The organism is Pyrococcus sp., from assembly GCF_030153625.1.
GTDB classification, from domain to species: domain Archaea; phylum Methanobacteriota_B; class Thermococci; order Thermococcales; family Thermococcaceae; genus Pyrococcus; species Pyrococcus furiosus.
In genome coordinates this window covers 13,054-30,272 of sequence record NZ_JASKLM010000023.1, presented here as the reverse complement: position 1 = coordinate 30,272, position 17,219 = coordinate 13,054, and the positions used below count along the sequence as shown (strand labels likewise).

Genomic DNA, 17,219 nt, shown 5'->3' with positions numbered 1-17,219 from the left:
GACGTGTTAACCTTTTTTCATTCCTTTTCTATTTTTGTGTTGGGTTTATAAATGGAGTGCAGTGTTACGGGTTTTCAGAGAAAGTCTTAAATAGGAGGTTAGAGAGACCCCTATTAGAAAATCCAACGAAAAAGCCAAAAGTTTAAGTAGAACGTAATCGTGTGGAAAGCTGGCTTTTATGAAATGTGGCCATAGAAGTGACGATTCTTGGCATCCTCTATTTGTCTCAAAACGAAATTCTAATTTATCTAGCGAACCCCGCAAGCTTTATAAAAATACGATTATCCACTAACATCGAGGGTGGGCCGGTAGCTCAGCCTGGAAGAGCGCCGCCCTCGCAAGGCGGAGGCCGCGGGTTCAAATCCCGCCCGGTCCACCAAATTCTTCTTAGGGAGGGAATCAAATGGATGAAGGGACTCGCACTGTTCTTAGAAAGTTTGAGCACATAGAGCACTGCCTCAAGAGAAATGTTGAGGCCCACGCAACTAATGGCTTTGAAGATGTTCACTTCGTCCATATGAGCCTTCCAGAGATTGATAAGGATGAGATTGATCTTTCAGTAAAATTCCTAGGAAGGAAGTTTGATTATCCAATAATGATTACTGGGATGACTGGTGGAACAAGAAAAGGAGAAGTAGCGTGGAAAATCAACAGAACACTTGCCCAAGCGGCTGAAGAGCTAAATATTCCTCTTGGGGTGGGAAGTCAAAGGGCCATGATAGAGAAGCCAGAAACTTGGGAAAGTTATTATGTGAGAGATGTGGCCCCGAATGTCTTCTTAGTTGGAAATTTAGGGGCACCTCAGTTTGGGAGGAATGCAAAGAGGAAGTATGGGGTGAAGGAAGTTCTTTATGCAATAGAAAAGATAGATGCGGATGCCATAGCAATCCACATGAATCCACTTCAGGAGAGCGTTCAGCCAGAGGGGGATACGACATTTTCAGGCGTTCTTGAAGCTTTGGCCGAGATAACTTCTTCAATAGATTATCCTGTAATAGCGAAGGAGACAGGAGCTGGAGTTTCGAAGGAGGTTGCAATAAAGCTGGAGAGCATTGGAGTTAGTGCAATAGATATTAGCGGTGTTGGGGGGACAAGCTGGAGTGGAGTGGAATATTATAGGGCCAAAGATGAGTTGGGAAAGAGGTTGGCTCTAAGATTTTGGGATTGGGGGATAAAAACGGCCATAAGCTTAGCTGAAGTTAGGTTTTCAACTAACCTCCCAATAATAGCCAGTGGTGGTATGAGGGATGGAATTACAATGGCAAAAGCTCTAGCCATGGGAGCTTCTCTTGTTGGAATAGCGTTACCTGTTCTGAAACCTGCCGCAAAAGGGGATGTAGAAGGGGTGATCAAAGTCATCAAAGGATACGTTGAAGAAATCAAGAACGCAATGTTTCTCGTTGGAGCTAGAAATGTAGAAGAGCTGAGAAAAGTCCCGATAGTATTTACCGGATTTGTCAGAGAGTGGTTGGAGCAGAGGATAGATCTGCAAGAGTTTGTAAAAAAGAGGGGCAAAGTTAAGATTTGAATTTTGGAACGTAGGCTTTTATTCCTATCCTTACACATCCTCCTCCACACACCTCTTTTAATGGACAATTGTTGCAGCTCTCTGCCTCTACTTCCTCAATGTAATCTAAGGCCTTTAAGATTTCTAACATCCCTTTTACCTCCTCTCTCGAAACTCTAAGTTCTTTCATAATATCATCCAATGATTTTCCCTCTTTTATTAACTCCAAAAGTCTCTCTAATTTACCCATAAATGATTCCTCCGATTTGATAAACTGCTATTCCAATGACTGTAGCTAAGAGTAAATTATACAGAGCTGCCATTATCATCCACTTTGTTCCTCCCTCTGCTCTTATAGCTGCTAATGTAGCTATACAGGGCATGTAGAGGGTAGTTACTAAAGCCAGCACAAAGGCTTGAAGGGGAGTCATAATCCCTGCCAGAGTTCCTGCTAAGCTCTCTTCGCTAACTCCATATATTATTGAGTAAGCTACAATGGTATTCTCCTTGGCAATTATTCCGAAGAGCAAGGCAACAGCTGCCTTCCAATCAAGGCCCATTAACTTCATCAATGGTTCAAAGATCTTTCCTAATCTTTCTGCATAACTAATTCCATTCCCAACGGGCTCTGGATAGCTCGATAGATACCAGATAAGGATTGAGCCGAATAGGATTACTGTGGCCGCCTTCTTAAGAAATTCTTTGCTCCTTTCCCAGGAGTGGACTAATACTACTCTCCATGAAGGAATCAAATATTCTGGCAACTCAATTATGAACGGACTTTCTTCTCCTTTTACAATGAACTTGCCCAGGAGCAGAGAGGATAACAAAGCTAAACCTATTGCTATTGCGTAGATAGCTATTGCCACGAGGGGAGCCCTGTCTGGGAAGAATGTTCCTGCTAGGAACGTTATTACGGTCATTCTAGCAACACAGGGAACTAGGGGATTGATTAACAGAGTTATTATTCTTTCCTTTTCGTTCTCTATTGTTCTTGTAGCCATGATTGCAGGGACATTACAACCAAAAGCTAGCACCATTGGTATAACTGCTTTTCCTGGGAGTCTAAAAATTCTCATAAACCTTTCCATCATTGCCGCAATTCTTGCCAAATACCCTACATCTTCCAAGATAGACATTGCCACGAAGAGCAGGAATACTAAGGGGAAGAAGCTTACTACAGTGCCAACTCCTCCGATAATTCCATCTACGATTAACCCCCTTAGGGCTTCATTCCCAATGTATGGAGCAATGCTTTCTCCTAATTGTGAAAATGCCGTATCCAACAACTCCTGGAGGGGAAAGCCGAAGGTAAAGACGAACTTGAATACCAAGTAGAAGGTGATTAGGAGGGATATCATTCCATAAACTGGATGAGTCAATAACCTGTCGAGTTGATTAGCCAGATTTTCCTTAACTTCTGGTTCATGAACTACGAACTTTCTCAGGAGTTGCTCTAAGAATTCGTACTTTTGACTTGCTATCACTATATCCAGAGGTCTCTTGTACTTCTCTTCTAGCTCGCTGATATGCTTCAGTATTTCATCCATTTTTTCCTGTCCCAAGTATTTGAGAACCAACTTAATTACTTCTTCATCCCTCTGCAACAACTTAAGGGCAAGCCATCGAATGGGGTATTTCTCTGCTAAAGGAGTCCCTCTCAATAACTCGGAGATGTGCTTAATTTCCCTCTCAATATCCTCATCGTACCTGGGAATTATCGGATTAGTAGTAACTTTCCCTTCAGCCATTAGGGCAATCATTCTTTTAAGTTCTTCAACTCCCTCTCCTTTTTTTGCATTTGTAGGAATAACAGGGACTCCAAGCTCTTTTCTCATCTTTTTTATGTCAATTTTAGCCCCTTTCTTTTTGAGTAGATCAAATTTGTTCAAGACTAGGATGATATTCTTAACTTCCATTTCAAACAGCTCTAAGGTTAAGAACAAGTTTCGCATAAGACATGTCGAGTCTACTATGTCAACAATGACATCAGCATTTCCATCTAAAATAAAGTTTCGTGCTATCAACTCATCAATGCTATGGGCGGTAAGAGAGTAAATCCCAGGGAGGTCTACAACGAGAAATTCCTTCTCCCTATATTCCATAATTCCCTCTTTCTTTTCTACAGTAACTCCAGGCCAGTTGCCTACATGTTGTCTCAACCCGGTTAGTGCGTTAAAAATTGTTGTCTTTCCAACGTTTGGGTTCCCAACTAAGGCCACAGTTTTTAGCACGATTACTCCCTCCTTACAATAATCTTACTTGCAATTCCCCAGCCAAGAGCTATTTTTGATGAACCTATCCCAATGATTACAGGTCCAGGCTTTCTACTTTTTATCATTCTAACCCTAACACCTGGGGTTATACCCATTGAGAGCAATTTGCCTCTAGCATTAACTCCACTCTGGATGTCAACTACAACTCCTGTCTCGCCCTCCCTCAGCATTGTGAGTGGAATGAAGTCACTCAATTTTAGCACCCCCTCAAAATATTAGGTCGACCTAATTTACAAAGGGGAGGTATAAAAAGATTTTGTCCGAAAATAAAAATTTAGAGGTTTGAAAAAAACATTATAGCGGAAGAGAAAAGAACTTTATTGTATTTACCTCTGTAACTGCCTCAACTTCTGTCTTATCCATTCCTTTAATTTTTGCCAATTCCTCTATGGCAACTTCGACAAATATTGGTTTATTCCTAATCTCCTTGTAAGGACTCATGTATGGAGCGTCTGTCTCAACAACCAAATACTCTATCTCAATGTTTTTGGCCACTTCTCGGACTTCTGGGATAAAGACTATGCCTGTGCTTATTCCTAGTATGTGCCCGCCATCAACGATTTCCCTAGCCACTTCAACTGAACCTGTGTAAGAGTGAAAGTAAGAGGGGATGTCATACCTGTTTATGATTTCCAATGCCTCTTTCTCCGCTTCTCGGGCATGAATTACAACTGGAAGGTTCAGCTCTTTTGCCAGCTCTAAGAAGTGAACAAAGATTTCTCTCTGAGCATCTCTCTCAGCTTTGGTCTTTGCGTGATAGTAGTCAAGGCCTATCTCCCCGATTCCAAATATTTCCTTCTGGTGTTTAAGTATAAAATCCTCCACTTTTCTTACCTTTTCCCAGTTCCCCCTCCTAGCTTCGTTGGGATGATACCCCAGGGTGGGGAATATGAAGTCAAAATAATCCTTCAACAACTCCCAGCTTTTCCACACGTGAGTCTTTCTGTACTCCGTTATGGAGTCAACTACTCCCCTAAGCTTTCTTTTTGCCTCCTCTATTATCTCTTCCTGATTTTTCTTGAAGAACTCGATGTGAGCGTGAGCATCTATCATGAATCTCACCGAAAACCTTAACCTAACTTGGAGTTATAAGTGTTGGGAGTGACCATGAAGGACTTGGATTTTAGTAAGAAACCATTGATAGGGGTTGTCCATTTAAAGCCTCTCCCAGGTTCTCCTAGATATGGGGGAGATTTTGAGGAGGTAATAGAATGGGCTATCAGGGATGCCAAAACTTATGAAGAGGCTGGGTTCGACGGAATAATAGTGGAGAACTTTGGAGATTCTCCCTTCTCAAAGACTCTTCCCAGGGAGGTTATTCCAGCATTTACAGTAGTAGCGAAAGCCGTAAAGAAAGAGGTCTCTCTTCCCCTGGGAATAAATGCATTAAGAAATGACTGTATAGTTGCCTACTCAATTGCGCATGCGGTGGGAGGGAGCTTTATCAGAGTTAATGTTCTAACTGGAGTTGCTTTTACGGATCAAGGAATAATTGAGGGGTGTGCAAGGGAGCTATGGAACGTCAAAAGGATAATAGGAGGGGACATCTTAACCCTTGCAGATGTGCACGTAAAGCATGCGGTCCACTTCACAAACTTTGAAGATGCAGTAAAAGATACTGTGGAGAGGGGATTGGCAGATGGAATTATAGTTACGGGAAGAAGAACGGGGGAGAGCATTAGCTTGGAGGATTTAATCTTGGCAAAAAGGGTAAGCAGTATTCCAGTTTTGGTAGGCTCTGGAGTTAATCCAAGGAATTTCAGAACACTTTTTAAGTATGCCGACGGTTTCATAGTTGGAACCTGGGTAAAAGAAAATGGCAAAATTAACAATCCCGTCTCACTTGAAAGAGCAAAAATCCTCGTAAGGATGAAAAACAGCCTAATGGGGGTATAGCAATGGGAAAATACTTTGGAACGAGCGGAATTAGGGAAGTGGTTAACGAAAAACTTACACCCGAGCTGGCTCTAAAGGTAGGACTGGCCCTGGGAACTTATCTTGGAGAGGGGAGAGTTGTTGTTGGGATTGATACTAGAACGAGCAGTGAAATGATAAAGCATGCCCTTGTAAGTGGCCTTTTGGCAACTGGAATCGAGGTTGTGGATATAGGACTTGCTCCTACTCCTCTAACGGGATTTGCGATTAAGCTTTACAATGCAGATGCGGGAGTCACAATTACGGCCTCGCACAACCCTCCAAACTACAACGGTATCAAGGTTTGGGACAGAAACGGAATGGCGTACACTCCAGATAAAGAGAGCGAGCTTGAGAGAATAATCGAAGAAGAAACCTTTAAGAGAGTAAGTTGGATGGAGATAGGGGAAGTTATTAAAGCTGATCCTAAAAAGGAATACATTAAGAATGCAGTTGAGCAGATAAACTTAGAGAATTCATATACAGTGGTAGTTGATAGCGGAAATGGGGCTGGATCAATAGTAAGCCCCTATCTTCAGAGAGAGCTAGGGAACAAGGTAATTAGTCTAAATTCACACCCAACGGGCTTCTTTGTTAGAGAACTTGAGCCAAATAGAAAGAGCTTAGATATGCTGTCTAAAGTAGTTAGGGAAGTTGGGGCTGATGTTGGAATAGCTCACGATGGAGATGCAGATAGAATTGGTGTGGTGGATGACCAAGGGAACTTCGTAGATTATGAGGTCATGCTTTCGCTGATAGCGGGATATATGATTGAAAAGTACGGAAAGGGCAAAGTTGTGACAACCGTTGACGCAGGATTTGCCCTCGATGATTACCTAAAGCCCAGGGGTGGAGAAGTTATTAGAACAAAGGTTGGCGATGTTGCTGTTGCATATGAGCTCAGCAAACATGGAGGTGTATTTGGAGGGGAGCCAAGTGGTACTTGGATAATCCCTCAGTGGAACTTAACTCCTGATGGCATCTTTGCTGGAGCGTTAGTGGTTGAGATGATTGACAAATTAGGCCCAATAAGCGAGCTTGCAAAAGAAGTTCCCAGGTATGTGACGCTTAGGGAGAAAATTCCCTGTCCAAATGAGCTAAAGCAGAAGGTCATGCGTATAATTGAAAAGCTGGCTCTTCAAAACTTTGAATACAAGAATTTAATTGACATTGATGGAATAAGAATTGAAAATGAGGAGTGGTGGATACTCTTTAGGCCGAGCGGAACTGAGCCAATAATGAGGATAACCCTTGAAGCTCATACAAAAGAAAAAGCTGAAGAGCTGATGAAGAAGGCGAGGGGACTAGTTAAGGAAGCAATTGAAAAGGCCAAGCTTTCTTAGCCCTTTAATTTTTTGAAGCCTAAGGCTTAGGGTATTTTTGAAGATAATATTTATTGTTAATGGCAATTAGAGTGGATGTAACAATACCAAATCCAATTCCACCCAGGAAGAAGTAAATTGTATTTCCTCCAAAAACAAACGTTGACATTAGCTTCCCAATTATTGAGAGAACGCTTAATGTAATTACCTCCACCAGAACAATTATGAGCGTTCCCACATTCAGATACTTAAGAATAATGCCCTTCTCTTTATTTTTTTGATAATAAAGACCATCGTCTATATAAGATAGTTTTTCCTAAGCTACTGCCACTTAGAAATGCGAGAGGGAGAGTGAACTTACCGATGATTGTTGGAGATAATACAAAAAATATTCCTAAAATAACATATCTTAAAATTACAAAAGCATTTTCCAAGCTTTTCTTTTTGTTTTCGGGAATATCGACTTTGTGTTTAACTAAAAGTGTCATACTTTTTTGGAATATCTGAGACAAAAATAACAGTCCTCTTATCATAAACAAAATTATGAGTATCATTAGTCCAATAATTTTTCCAACCACCTTTATATACCTCCAGAAATTTCTTAAGAGTTGCATGACTTTATTAGGATGGTGGGCTGGATGGACATTGAAGAGAGAATAAAATTGGTGCTCAAAAAGCCAACTGAGGAAGTACTGACAGTTGAAAACCTTAGGCATCTGTTTGAAATAGGAGCCCCCCTTCAGCACTACATAGGCTTTGAGATCAGTGGTTACATTCACCTTGGAACTGGTCTAATGGCTGGGGCTAAGATTGCAGACTTCCAAAAGGCGGGCATTAAGACTAGGGTCTTCTTGGCAGACTGGCACAGTTGGATAAATGACAAGCTCGGAGGAGATTTAGAGACCATCCAAGAGGTGGCCCTCAAGTACTTCAAAGTTGGAATGGAGAAAAGCATCGAAGTAATGGGAGGAAAACCGGAAAAAGTTGAATTTGTTCTCGCAAGCGAGATACTTGAAAAGGGTGATTACTGGCAGACCGTAATTGACATATCAAAGAACGTAACCCTTAGCAGAGTTTTGAGGTCAATAACAATAATGGGAAGAAAGATGGGTGAAGCAATAGACTTCGCCAAACTAATTTATCCAATGATGCAGGTGGCAGATATATTCTATCAAGGAGTTACAATCGCTCACGCAGGAATGGATCAGAGAAAAGCTCACGTAATAGCTATTGAAGTCGCTGAAAAGCTTCGCTATCATCCCATAATTCACAATGGAGAAAAGCTAAAGCCTGTAGCAGTTCACCACCATCTCCTCCTGGGACTTCAGGAGCCTCCAAAGTGGCCCATTGAAAGCGAAGAGGAGTTTAAGGAGATAAAAGCTGAGATGAAGATGAGTAAAAGTAAGCCTTACTCAGCAGTTTTCATCCACGACAGTCCTGAAGAGATTAGGGAGAAGCTAAGAAAGGCCTTCTGTCCAGCAAGAGAAGTTAAGTACAACCCCGTTTTGGATTGGGTTGAATATCTAGTATTTAGGGAGGAACCAACTGAATTCACAATTCACAGACCTGCGAAGTACGGGGGAGATGTAACTTATACTACATTTGAAGAGCTAAAGAGGGACTTTGCAGAGGGGAAGCTTCATCCGTTGGACCTGAAGAACGCGGTTGCAGAATATCTCATAGACTTGCTAGAGCCAATAAGGAAGTACTTTGAGAGGCATCCAGAACCTCTTGAGCTCATGAAGAGCGTCCAGATAACTCGTTGATTAGCTCAAGGTAGAGTCTTGGCTCTACATCTTCCTCTTTTAATCCCAACATTTTTGCAACTTCCCATATTTTTTCCTTGGCTTCTTCAGGACTGTCGCTTATTACCTCAATGTCGACAAAATCTCCAATCCCTTCAACTCTATTCACTTCTAGAGTGACTCCGTTAAGCTTGTACACCCACCTTTTCTTCTTAATGGTGGCTTGTATTTTAAACCCAAGCCTTTTAAAAACCTCAACAGCTTTTTCAAAATCTCCAATTTCAAATTCTACCTCGTAGAACTCCTCATTGTTCTCGTCTAATATTTCTTTAAATGTTAAATAGTACTTTTTTAGATTGTGAACTCCTCTAATACGAAGCAACTTTGGTCTTGGAACTTCAAAATAAACATCTTCCTGCTCCTCATATCTTACGAATTCAGGATTGAAAGTGTTAAGAGTGTGCAGAAAATCCTCTAACTTAATCTTAAACTTTATTTCAACTTCCATAATAGCCTACACCTCAGCAAGGAAACCAGTTAAGTCCTCTCCCTTTTTGATCTCAGTTATTGGGAATATTTGAATATGCTTTAAGTTTGGAATTGATGTTATGTTTTCCTCTATGAACTTTACAAGCTCATCTTTGTTGTTTTTTCCAACTAATGCTATTATCTTGTCCTCACCACTCTTTGCCACGAAGAGAACTCCTGGCAGGGCGGAGAGTGTTGAGCTTATGTAGGAGATATATCTCTCGAGGAAATCTTCAATTACGGGCTTACCAACCTCAAGAACTATTAAAGCCAAGTGCTTAGGTTTTAATTGTTCTCCCAGGATTATCGTATATCTCTCAATTACTCCCCTTTCCTGTAATTTTTTAATTCTAAAGTGAATTGTTGATTCTGGCTTTTTCAGTTGTTCACTTAGCTCAGATATAGTTAATCTTGCATCCTTTTTTAATAACCTTAGTATGTTCCTATCTAAATCGTCAAGGTGAATTTCACTCGTTTTTCAACCCCCCCATCTTGGATAAAGATTGTGAGGAATCCCCAAAATATCTAAAATTTTTCCAATTATAAAGCTTATCATGTCGTCTATTGTCTTTGGATTTGTGTAAAATGCTGGAGAAGCTGGCATTACTATGCCCCCAGCTTGGGAGATTTTCAACATGTTTTGGATATGTATTAAGTTGAGGGGGGTTTCCCTTATAAGAAGGACAAGCTTTCTTCTTTCCTTAAGTGCAACATCGGCGACTCTTGTGATTAAGTTGTTTGAATACCCATTTGCTATTGCAGATAGTGTTTTCATTGAGCATGGAGCTATTACAACGGCGTCAAATGGGTAGGAACCTGAAGCTATGGGAGCGAAGAGGTCATTTTCTCCATAATCTGGCTTAATATCAATCCCTGTTTCAAGTTTTGCAACTTTTTTACCTGTTTCACTTGCCAACAATATTACTTCGTGCCCTAGGTTTTTTAGAGTTTCATATAACCTAATCCCGTATATAGCCCCACTTGCGCCAGTTATTGCTACAATAATTTTCAAACTAATCCCCCCAAAATGTTGGAAAAATTGTAACTGTTTTTAACTGTTTTTAATACCATTACTAAATGTTTATAAACTTATCCCAGTCTTGTTAATTTGGTGCTAGTTTGTGGAGCTATTTAATGCAATTTTGAAAAGTGGGGTAGAGCTAGCAAAGAATATAGGGGCTAAGGTTATAGTTTTAGTGTATCCTCCCTCTGAAAACATTGATATAGAATTCCCAGGCTTAATAATAATAGTTGGTAGGGAATTGGACGTTAAAGAAGGTAAAAAAATTCAAAAGCTCCCACTTCCAATGTCAATAGGACTAGAAAATCTACTGAATTTAGTTGCAGCTTTTCTGAAGGGAAAAGGTATGATAGAGAGCGGAGAAAAATTTGTATACATTACAGAGAACAGCATTGGAGTTAAAGTTGTTAAGGAAAACTTTCAAGCTGTGGAGGGCTTCTTTGATAGGTATGAGGGGATAGTTCAAAGGGTGTTGGAGATAGCCATTGAATTAAGCATAGAGGGGAGAGAAGGGAGACCTGTAGGGACGATATTTGTTATTGGTGACACGAAAGAGGTTATGAAGCATTCCCACCAATTGGTACCAAATCCCTTCAAAGGCCATAAGATTAACATTATGAATCCCAAAGTTAAGCCAATAATAAAGGAGTTCTCATTTCTTGATGGGGCCTTTATAATATCCTCTACAGGTAGGGTAGTTGCGGCTGGCAGGTATTTGGATGTTGATCCGAAAAAATTGGAGATAGACATTCCTCAAGGATTAGGAAGTAGACATTTAGCTTCGGCAGCAATCACAAAAGTGACAAAGGCCATTGCAATAACGCTTTCTGAAAGTGGAGTAATTAGGGTATTCAAAGATGGGAAGATAATCTTGGAGTACAATCCTAGGTTAGCTAGACAGTACTTCTAGTGCCTACTGATCCACATATCTAGGGGTATTTCCTTGGATTTTCTTTTCATGCTTCTTATTGTTGATGCATATAGCTTTTTTCCATCTTTTGCCCGCTTTATTTCAATTTCTCCCTTTTCCTCCAAATAATTAAGAATTTCTTTCATTTCGTGCTCCTTTAGTCCAGTTGACTTCCTTATTGTTTCCCAAATAGGGGGATTTAGCTGTAGGGTTAACAAGTTATCTAGAATTTCCTTTGCAAATTTTAATTTTTGTTGTGGGTCTCTTTCAACAAGATATTTCTTGTAGAGCTCCATGACTTTTGACATGGAGGAAAGTTAAATTTACCACAATATATCTTTTTCGTAAAGATTTGTTATTATGACAATAATTTTGAGCAAAAATTAACCACATTTGAGTAAAATTTTATAAAAAAGAAGAGCTAAATTACAAATGGTGATATCATGAAAGCTGTTATTCTTGCTGGAGGTTTTGGAACTAGATTAAGGCCTATTTCATCAACAAGGCCAAAACCTATGGTTCCTGTACTCGGGAAGCCAAATCTTCAGTACATTCTTGAAGCCCTAGAAAAAGTCAGCGAGATAGATGAGATAATACTCTCCGTTCACTATATGAGAGGAGAAATAAGAGAGTTCATTCAAGAGAGGATGGTTGATTATCCTAAGGACATTAGATTCGTAAATGACCCAATGCCTTTGGAAACTGGTGGAGCATTAAAGAACGTTGAGGATTACGTGAGCGACGACTTCCTAGTAATATATGGCGATGTGTTTACGAACTTTGATTATTCAGAACTGATTAAGGCTCACAAAGAGAACGACGGTCTCATAACAGTCGCCCTAACGAAGGTTTATGACCCAGAGAGGTTTGGTGTGGTCATCGTAGATGAAGAAGGAAAGATTATTGACTTCGAGGAGAAGCCAAGGAAACCCAAGACCAACTTGGTTGATGCTGGAATATACATGGTTAACAAGGAAGTCCTCAAGGAGATTCCCAAAAACAAGGAGGTTTACTTTGAGAGGGAGATCCTTCCAAAGTTCGTCAGCCAAGGACTAGTCTACGGATACAGGATGCCAAAGGAATACTACTGGATTGATCTTGGAACGCCTGAAGACCTATTCTATGCCCACCAGATTGCTCTCGATCAGCTTTCAAGGGAAAATGGCTACATGATCTTGGGAGAAAATGTTGAAATTCCAGAGGATGTCGAAGTCCAGGGCCCAGTTTACATTGATAACAATGCAAAGATTGGCCACGGAGTTAAGATTAAGGCCTACACTTACATTGGGCCAAACACCATCATTGAAGATAAGGCTTATATAAAGAGGTCTATCCTCCTGGGAAGCGACATAATAAAGGAGAGAGCAGAGCTCAAGGATACAATCCTGGGAGAGGGAGTTGTTGTTGGGAAGAATGTAATCATAAAGGAGAATGCAGTGGTTGGGGATTATGCAAGGATTAACGACAATCTTGTAATCTATGGAGCAAAGATCTTACCATGGAAGAAAGTTGAGGAGTATGAAGCTTACATAAGAATAAAGCTAGATCCGACAAAAGTCAGGCCAGAACTAACCCCTGAGAGGTGTCCACTTGGCCTCCCAGAGTGTATATACAAGAAGTTCAAGGCAATTGCTGGTGAAAAGCCACCTTGTGACGAATGTATAGAGAACCAATGGCTCTTCTGATTTCTTCTCTTTTTTCTTAAAATTTAAAAACAACTTGCCATCTTTTGTTTGGGGGTTAAGATGTTAAGAACACATTATTCTAACGAGATTACTGAGGAGCTTAATGGTAAAAGAGTAAAAGTTGCAGGATGGGTTCAAGAAGTAAAAGACCTCGGTGGAATAAAATTTGTGTGGATTAGGGACAGAGAAGGGATTGTTCAAATAACTGCACCAAAAAAGAAAGTCAGTGAGGAGATATTCAAACTTATTCCAAAGCTTAACAGTGAGGATGTAGTAGTTGTTGAAGGCATCGTGAACTTCACTCCAAAAGCAAAGCTTGGATTTGAGATAATTCCAGAGAAGTTTGAGATACTTAACAGAACCCAGACTCCCCTTCCCTTAGATCCAACAGGGAAAGTAAAAGCCGAGCTTGATACCAGGCTTGACAATAGGTTTATTGATCTTAGAAATCCAAAGGTAATGGCAATCTTCAAAATAAGGTCTAATGTGTTCAGGGCAATAAGAGAGTTCTTCTATAATGAAGGATTTATAGAAATACACACTCCAAAAATTATAGCAACGGCCACTGAAGGTGGAACGGAATTATTCCCAATTAAGTATTTTGAGAACGATGCATTCCTTGCTCAATCACCTCAGCTGTACAAGCAGATCATGATGGCCACTGGGCTGGATAAAGTTTTTGAAACAGCTCCCATCTTTAGGGCTGAGGAGCACAATACGACCAGACATCTAAACGAGGCTTGGAGTATAGATGCAGAGATAGCGTTCATTGAAAATGAAGAGGAAGTAATGGATGTTCTTGAAAACTTAGTTGTTTATGCAATCAACTATGTGAGAGAGCACAATGAGAGGGAGCTAAAGATTCTTGAATTCGAGCTTGAAGAACCGAAGCAACCATTTCCTAGGGTAACATACGATAAAGCCCTTGAAATTTTGTCTGACTTAGGAAAAGAAATTCCATGGGGGGAAGACATAGATACCGAGGGAGAGAAATTACTTGGGAAGTACATGAGCGAAAATGAAGGGGTAGAGCTTTACTTCATCTACAAATACCCAAGCGAGGCGAAGCCTTTCTATATTATGAAATATGATGAAAAGCCAGAGATATGTAGGGCTTTTGATCTCGAATACAGGGGAATAGAGATAAGTTCAGGAGGGCAGAGAGAGCACAGATATGAGGTGTTGCTAGAGCAGATAAAAGAGAAGGGACTAAACCCAGAAAGCTTTGAGTTTTACTTGAAAGCCTTCAAATATGGAATGCCCCCTCATGGTGGATTTGGACTTGGAGCTGAGAGGTTAATAATGAGAATGCTGAATATAGGAAATATAAGGGAGGTAATTCTATTCCCCAGGGACAGAAAGAGGTTAATTCCCTGACTATTCTTTCCCTTTATGCTCGCACCACTCCATGTTTTCCCATTTTCCATGCATCTCTCCAGGTATGTGGCCCGTATCTGCAACGGCCTCATTTAGGTCGTAGAGGACTTCTATAACTCCCCTCATGTCCTTTGGAAGATCTTTCTTTCCAGCATACAATGCAGCCCTAGTCACGACGTTGTACTTGCTATTGGGAACCTCGCTGGCTAAACTCTCAAACCAAGCCTTCTCTGTAGTCTCCCACCCTTCCAATCCCTTTAAATTAAAGAGATCATAATCATAATACAGTTGAGGAAACGCCAAGAGCTTCATGTATTCGAGGAAGATGTAGTTTGCCCTCTCTTCATTCTCCTCCATGTATAGCTCCATGAGATCTATTAGGGCCTTGCTTATAGCCACAACGTTTCCGAATGTTACCCTTGTATCTATGTTCTCCCAGAACCTGGGACAAGAATGGTTAGCGAGGAGCATTATGTAATAAATCCTCCCAAGCTTTAGGGCTATTGATGGATCTGCCTCCTTAATAGGCTCCATAACGTAGTCAACGCTTGTGTCTAGTTCAAAGTATTCGTAGTGTTCCCTAAAGAATATCCTCGCATACCTCACCAAAAACTCCTTGATTGCATTTATATTCTCTACTCCTTGCATCTTCAAAAGGTCAATTACACCAAATCTCACTGCCCTATTGAGCTCCCTAAACAGTTTTGTAAAGGCATATTTCCAAAGTTGGGAAACTTTTTTGCCCTTGTATATTCTGTTTATTACAACGTTATCTTCTCTCCTTATTCCCGTCCACCTCATGTCGCTAGTTCTTCCATCTAAACTTAAATCAAAGTAATCGCTCCAGCTTGAGTAATCCTTTACATTTATTCTAAAACTGTCGCTACACTCCCCTGGGAGAGCCTTGTATTCCCCACTCTTCTTTCTTCTCACGAATTCTACTGAATTTACAATCTCAATCCCATTCTTTTTCAATCCTTCAATCCATGAGAGAAATCTATCCAGTTGCTGAGGATTCGCAACTAAACTCTCCAAATCGCTGGAAAGAAAGACTAGATACTCTATCCCCTCTTTTTCTTTGAAGACGTCAATGCACCCCTTTGCCACTGCCTGAATTAACCCGTCGACATCAAGAGTGTTGAAAGCAAAGGCATCGCTAATTGTATGAACTCGCCCAAAAACATATGCGCTCTTCCCATTACAGAGGTACTTGTTACATGAAAACTTTGCTTGGGGTATGTTAACTCCAATAAATTGTCTCTCATCTAACAGGAATACAACTTCTTTATCTGTAGAACTTGTGATTATCTTTGCCGTTTCTTTTGTTATAACGTTCTCAGGTAGCCAATACCCAACAATATCTCTCCTGGCTATGAAAGGCCTATAGAAGTCAAAGGATACTCTAGCCAATACTTCCTGCTCAAAAGTTCCCAGGTGGGGCATTATTGGGTGAAAGGGAACTGTAACTACGGGCTCAACATAGGTTTCTAGGGTTTCGACTATTTCTCCGTAAATTTTTGGCTTATATTTGAGAACCATATACAGTGTGAACGGCTCTATATCTACACTAACAGAACCCTCGTCAAGCATTTTTAGAGTGTCGTCAACGTATTCGTAAGCTTTAATCATTGCTCTCGTCCAATTCCTCCCTTTTACTTCTTCCTCTCTAATTTTTAGGGCAACTGGACTTAATCTCTCTGAATACTTTATTGGATCCCATCCAGAGCCATCGTGGATGTATATAATGTCTCCAGGCTGATAGGCGTGGAAGTGATATGTGAATTTCATAAACATTATTCTTCTCCCCCTCTGAGAATTTTGGGCAGTCTGAAAAATCTCGGCTTTTTTATGGTTTTAGGCATATCCTCAATCTTGGGGAAGTTCAAAGAGGCGATAGATCCTCTATTTCTTTCGATTGAAACTATTTTAATTTTTTCAGGGATTTCAGAAGTTGTTTGCTTCATTAGACCTAAATGGATTCTCTTTTCTCTTTCCACTCTTCCGGCTTTTTTTCCTTTTATATAAGCTTTTTTAACTTCCTCGTAAACTCCTAGGTGCTTTGCCTCCTCGTATATCTTCTTTTTAACTTCAGCTACCCAACCAAACCAGTCTGTATGGCCATGTAATCCAACATAAAATCCAAACTTGTAGGCTCGTTTGATTATATCTTTTTCATTTAAAATTTCTTCAGGCTTGTCCATATCATTCGACCTCGAACGGAGATTTGTTGTATACCACCAACCCATGGTCTGTAAACTCAAGTAATTTTAGGTTAGGGTCGTGTTTTGTTCCCCTCATCTTAAAGATCTGAATTGCCCTAATCATCCTACCCTCATGCATGAAGTAGTGGAGCATAATAATACCACTAACTAAATAGTGCTCCTCTGAATATCTATCTAGATCTGTCATCTCAGCTATCAAGTATGCGGTAACTCCTAGATCCTCCAGACTTCTAATGAACTTTGCAAGTTCAACCCTCTTTTCAATCGGATCTTGGTGTGGAAAGTCTATTGCTGTTAGGGGATCTATCACAAGCCGCGTGATGTATTCGTTCTCTACAATATCTTTTATTCTAGTCAAAACGCTCCTCCAAGTGGGAACCTTAGTGCTCTCTCTCCACAGAACAGGGCCAAGGTCATATAAAATAATCTTCCAGGTGTTTACGTAGGCATATATTGAAGGGTTAAATCTCGCTATATCTTTAGCAACTTCTTCGGGCTTATGAATGAGTGAAATGTATGCTCCTTTTTCTCCTCTTCTAGCCCCTTCCAAAAGAAATTGCATGCCAAACGTTGTTTTTCCACTTCCGGGGGGCCCTGTAATAAGGTACACCCTCCCGGGAATTAGTCCTCCCTCAATAAGTTCGTCAAGCCCTTTAACTCCAGTAGGTATTCTCTCGGCCACAGTGCTCATAGTTTTCCCCCTTGTGTCCAT

Annotated in this window: 20 protein-coding genes and 1 tRNA gene; 8 read left to right on the top strand and 13 right to left on the bottom strand. The window is 40.6% G+C overall.

What is annotated here, in order from left to right:
• Positions 1–302: 302 nt before the first annotated feature.
• Positions 303–379: transfer RNA gene (locus tag PWP39_RS05400), tRNA-Ala, on the top strand.
• A 24-nt stretch (positions 380–403) separates the two neighbouring features.
• Positions 404–1,528, top strand: coding sequence for a type 2 isopentenyl-diphosphate Delta-isomerase (gene fni, locus PWP39_RS05395; RefSeq protein WP_014835253.1), 1,125 nt, complete (start codon positions 404–406; stop codon positions 1,526–1,528).
• Here the strand turns inward: fni and PWP39_RS05390 are convergent.
• The 4 genes from PWP39_RS05390 to PWP39_RS05375 form a co-directional block, all read right to left on the bottom strand.
• Positions 1,518–1,757, bottom strand: coding sequence for a DNA-binding protein (locus PWP39_RS05390; protein ID WP_011011988.1), 240 nt, complete (start codon positions 1,755–1,757; stop codon positions 1,518–1,520). The genes fni and PWP39_RS05390 overlap by 11 nt on opposite strands.
• On the bottom strand, positions 1,750–3,741 hold the full coding sequence (gene feoB, locus PWP39_RS05385) for a ferrous iron transport protein B (protein WP_011011989.1): 1,992 nt from the start codon (positions 3,739–3,741) through the stop codon (positions 1,750–1,752). The genes PWP39_RS05390 and feoB overlap by 8 nt, the downstream gene beginning before the upstream one ends.
• Before the next feature lie 2 nt (positions 3,742–3,743).
• Positions 3,744–3,977, bottom strand: coding sequence for a FeoA family protein (locus PWP39_RS05380; RefSeq protein ID WP_014835254.1), 234 nt, complete (start codon positions 3,975–3,977; stop codon positions 3,744–3,746).
• Between the two features lie 100 nt (positions 3,978–4,077).
• Positions 4,078–4,836 (bottom strand): YchF/TatD family DNA exonuclease, encoded by a 759-nt coding sequence (locus tag PWP39_RS05375; protein WP_288073028.1) that lies wholly within the window; start codon positions 4,834–4,836, stop codon positions 4,078–4,080.
• Between the two features lie 54 nt (positions 4,837–4,890).
• Between PWP39_RS05375 and PWP39_RS05370 the strand changes: the two genes are divergently transcribed.
• Together PWP39_RS05370 and glmM are read left to right on the top strand one after the other, a co-directional pair.
• Positions 4,891–5,679: a BtpA/SgcQ family protein gene (locus tag PWP39_RS05370; RefSeq protein WP_014835255.1), complete on the top strand. Its 789-nt coding sequence runs from the start codon at positions 4,891–4,893 to the stop codon at positions 5,677–5,679.
• A gap of 2 nt (positions 5,680–5,681) precedes the next feature.
• Positions 5,682–7,040, top strand: a complete 1,359-nt coding sequence (gene glmM / locus PWP39_RS05365) for a phosphoglucosamine mutase (protein WP_011011993.1) — start codon at positions 5,682–5,684, stop codon at positions 7,038–7,040.
• A gap of 19 nt (positions 7,041–7,059) precedes the next feature.
• Here glmM and PWP39_RS05360 read toward each other — a convergent pair whose 3' ends face one another.
• Positions 7,060–7,257: a hypothetical protein gene (locus PWP39_RS05360; protein ID WP_011011994.1), complete on the bottom strand. Its 198-nt coding sequence runs from the start codon at positions 7,255–7,257 to the stop codon at positions 7,060–7,062.
• Positions 7,258–7,288: 31 nt separating this feature from the next.
• Positions 7,289–7,597 carry a hypothetical protein gene (locus PWP39_RS05355; protein ID WP_014835256.1) on the bottom strand — a complete coding sequence of 103 codons (309 nt, stop codon included), beginning with the start codon at positions 7,595–7,597 and terminating at the stop codon, positions 7,289–7,291.
• Between the two features lie 60 nt (positions 7,598–7,657).
• Here PWP39_RS05355 and PWP39_RS05350 point away from each other — a divergent pair, with 60 nt between their 5' ends.
• Complete coding sequence (locus PWP39_RS05350; RefSeq protein ID WP_011011995.1) at positions 7,658–8,785, top strand: tyrosine--tRNA ligase; 1,128 nt, start codon at positions 7,658–7,660, stop codon at positions 8,783–8,785.
• Here the strand turns inward: PWP39_RS05350 and cyaB are convergent.
• The 3 genes from cyaB to PWP39_RS05335 are packed head-to-tail and all read right to left on the bottom strand — an operon-like array spanning position 8,757 to position 10,304.
• Entirely contained in the window at positions 8,757–9,272 is a 516-nt protein-coding gene (gene cyaB, locus PWP39_RS05345) for a class IV adenylate cyclase (RefSeq protein ID WP_011011996.1), read from the bottom strand. The two genes, PWP39_RS05350 and cyaB, sit on opposite strands and share 29 nt — an antisense overlap.
• A 6-nt stretch (positions 9,273–9,278) precedes the next feature.
• Positions 9,279–9,758: an Lrp/AsnC family transcriptional regulator gene (locus PWP39_RS05340; RefSeq protein WP_288073026.1), complete on the bottom strand. Its 480-nt coding sequence runs from the start codon at positions 9,756–9,758 to the stop codon at positions 9,279–9,281.
• Positions 9,759–9,770: 12 nt separating this feature from the next.
• The gene (locus tag PWP39_RS05335; protein ID WP_011011998.1) at positions 9,771–10,304 is read right to left on the bottom strand and encodes a UbiX family flavin prenyltransferase; all 534 of its coding nucleotides are present in this window, start codon (positions 10,302–10,304) and stop codon (positions 9,771–9,773) included.
• Between the two features lie 109 nt (positions 10,305–10,413).
• On the opposite strand from PWP39_RS05335, the gene PWP39_RS05330 reads away from it, so the two are divergent.
• Positions 10,414–11,223, top strand: coding sequence for a DNA integrity scanning protein DisA nucleotide-binding domain protein (locus PWP39_RS05330; protein WP_011011999.1), 810 nt, complete (start codon positions 10,414–10,416; stop codon positions 11,221–11,223).
• On the opposite strand, the gene PWP39_RS05325 is transcribed toward PWP39_RS05330, so the two are convergent.
• On the bottom strand, positions 11,220–11,531 hold the full coding sequence (locus tag PWP39_RS05325; RefSeq protein WP_011012000.1) for a hypothetical protein: 312 nt from the start codon (positions 11,529–11,531) through the stop codon (positions 11,220–11,222). The two genes, PWP39_RS05330 and PWP39_RS05325, sit on opposite strands and share 4 nt — an antisense overlap.
• Before the next feature lie 135 nt (positions 11,532–11,666).
• Between PWP39_RS05325 and PWP39_RS05320 the strand changes: the two genes are divergently transcribed.
• Both PWP39_RS05320 and aspS read left to right on the top strand, forming a co-directional pair.
• Positions 11,667–12,908: a nucleotidyltransferase family protein gene (locus PWP39_RS05320; protein ID WP_011012001.1), complete on the top strand. Its 1,242-nt coding sequence runs from the start codon at positions 11,667–11,669 to the stop codon at positions 12,906–12,908.
• A 60-nt stretch (positions 12,909–12,968) separates the two neighbouring features.
• Entirely contained in the window at positions 12,969–14,285 is a 1,317-nt protein-coding gene (gene aspS, locus PWP39_RS05315) for an aspartate--tRNA(Asn) ligase (RefSeq protein WP_011012002.1), read from the top strand.
• On the opposite strand, the gene PWP39_RS05310 is transcribed toward aspS, so the two are convergent.
• The 3 genes from PWP39_RS05310 to PWP39_RS05300 are packed head-to-tail and all read right to left on the bottom strand — an operon-like array spanning position 14,286 to position 17,198.
• Complete coding sequence (locus tag PWP39_RS05310; RefSeq protein ID WP_011012003.1) at positions 14,286–16,079, bottom strand: polysaccharide deacetylase family protein; 1,794 nt, start codon at positions 16,077–16,079, stop codon at positions 14,286–14,288.
• Positions 16,079–16,486, bottom strand: coding sequence for a hypothetical protein (locus tag PWP39_RS05305; RefSeq protein WP_011012004.1), 408 nt, complete (start codon positions 16,484–16,486; stop codon positions 16,079–16,081). The genes PWP39_RS05310 and PWP39_RS05305 overlap by 1 nt, the downstream gene beginning before the upstream one ends.
• 1 nt (position 16,487) lies before the next feature.
• Positions 16,488–17,198 (bottom strand): RAD55 family ATPase, encoded by a 711-nt coding sequence (locus PWP39_RS05300; protein ID WP_014835257.1) that lies wholly within the window; start codon positions 17,196–17,198, stop codon positions 16,488–16,490.
• Positions 17,199–17,219 lie beyond the last annotated feature (21 nt).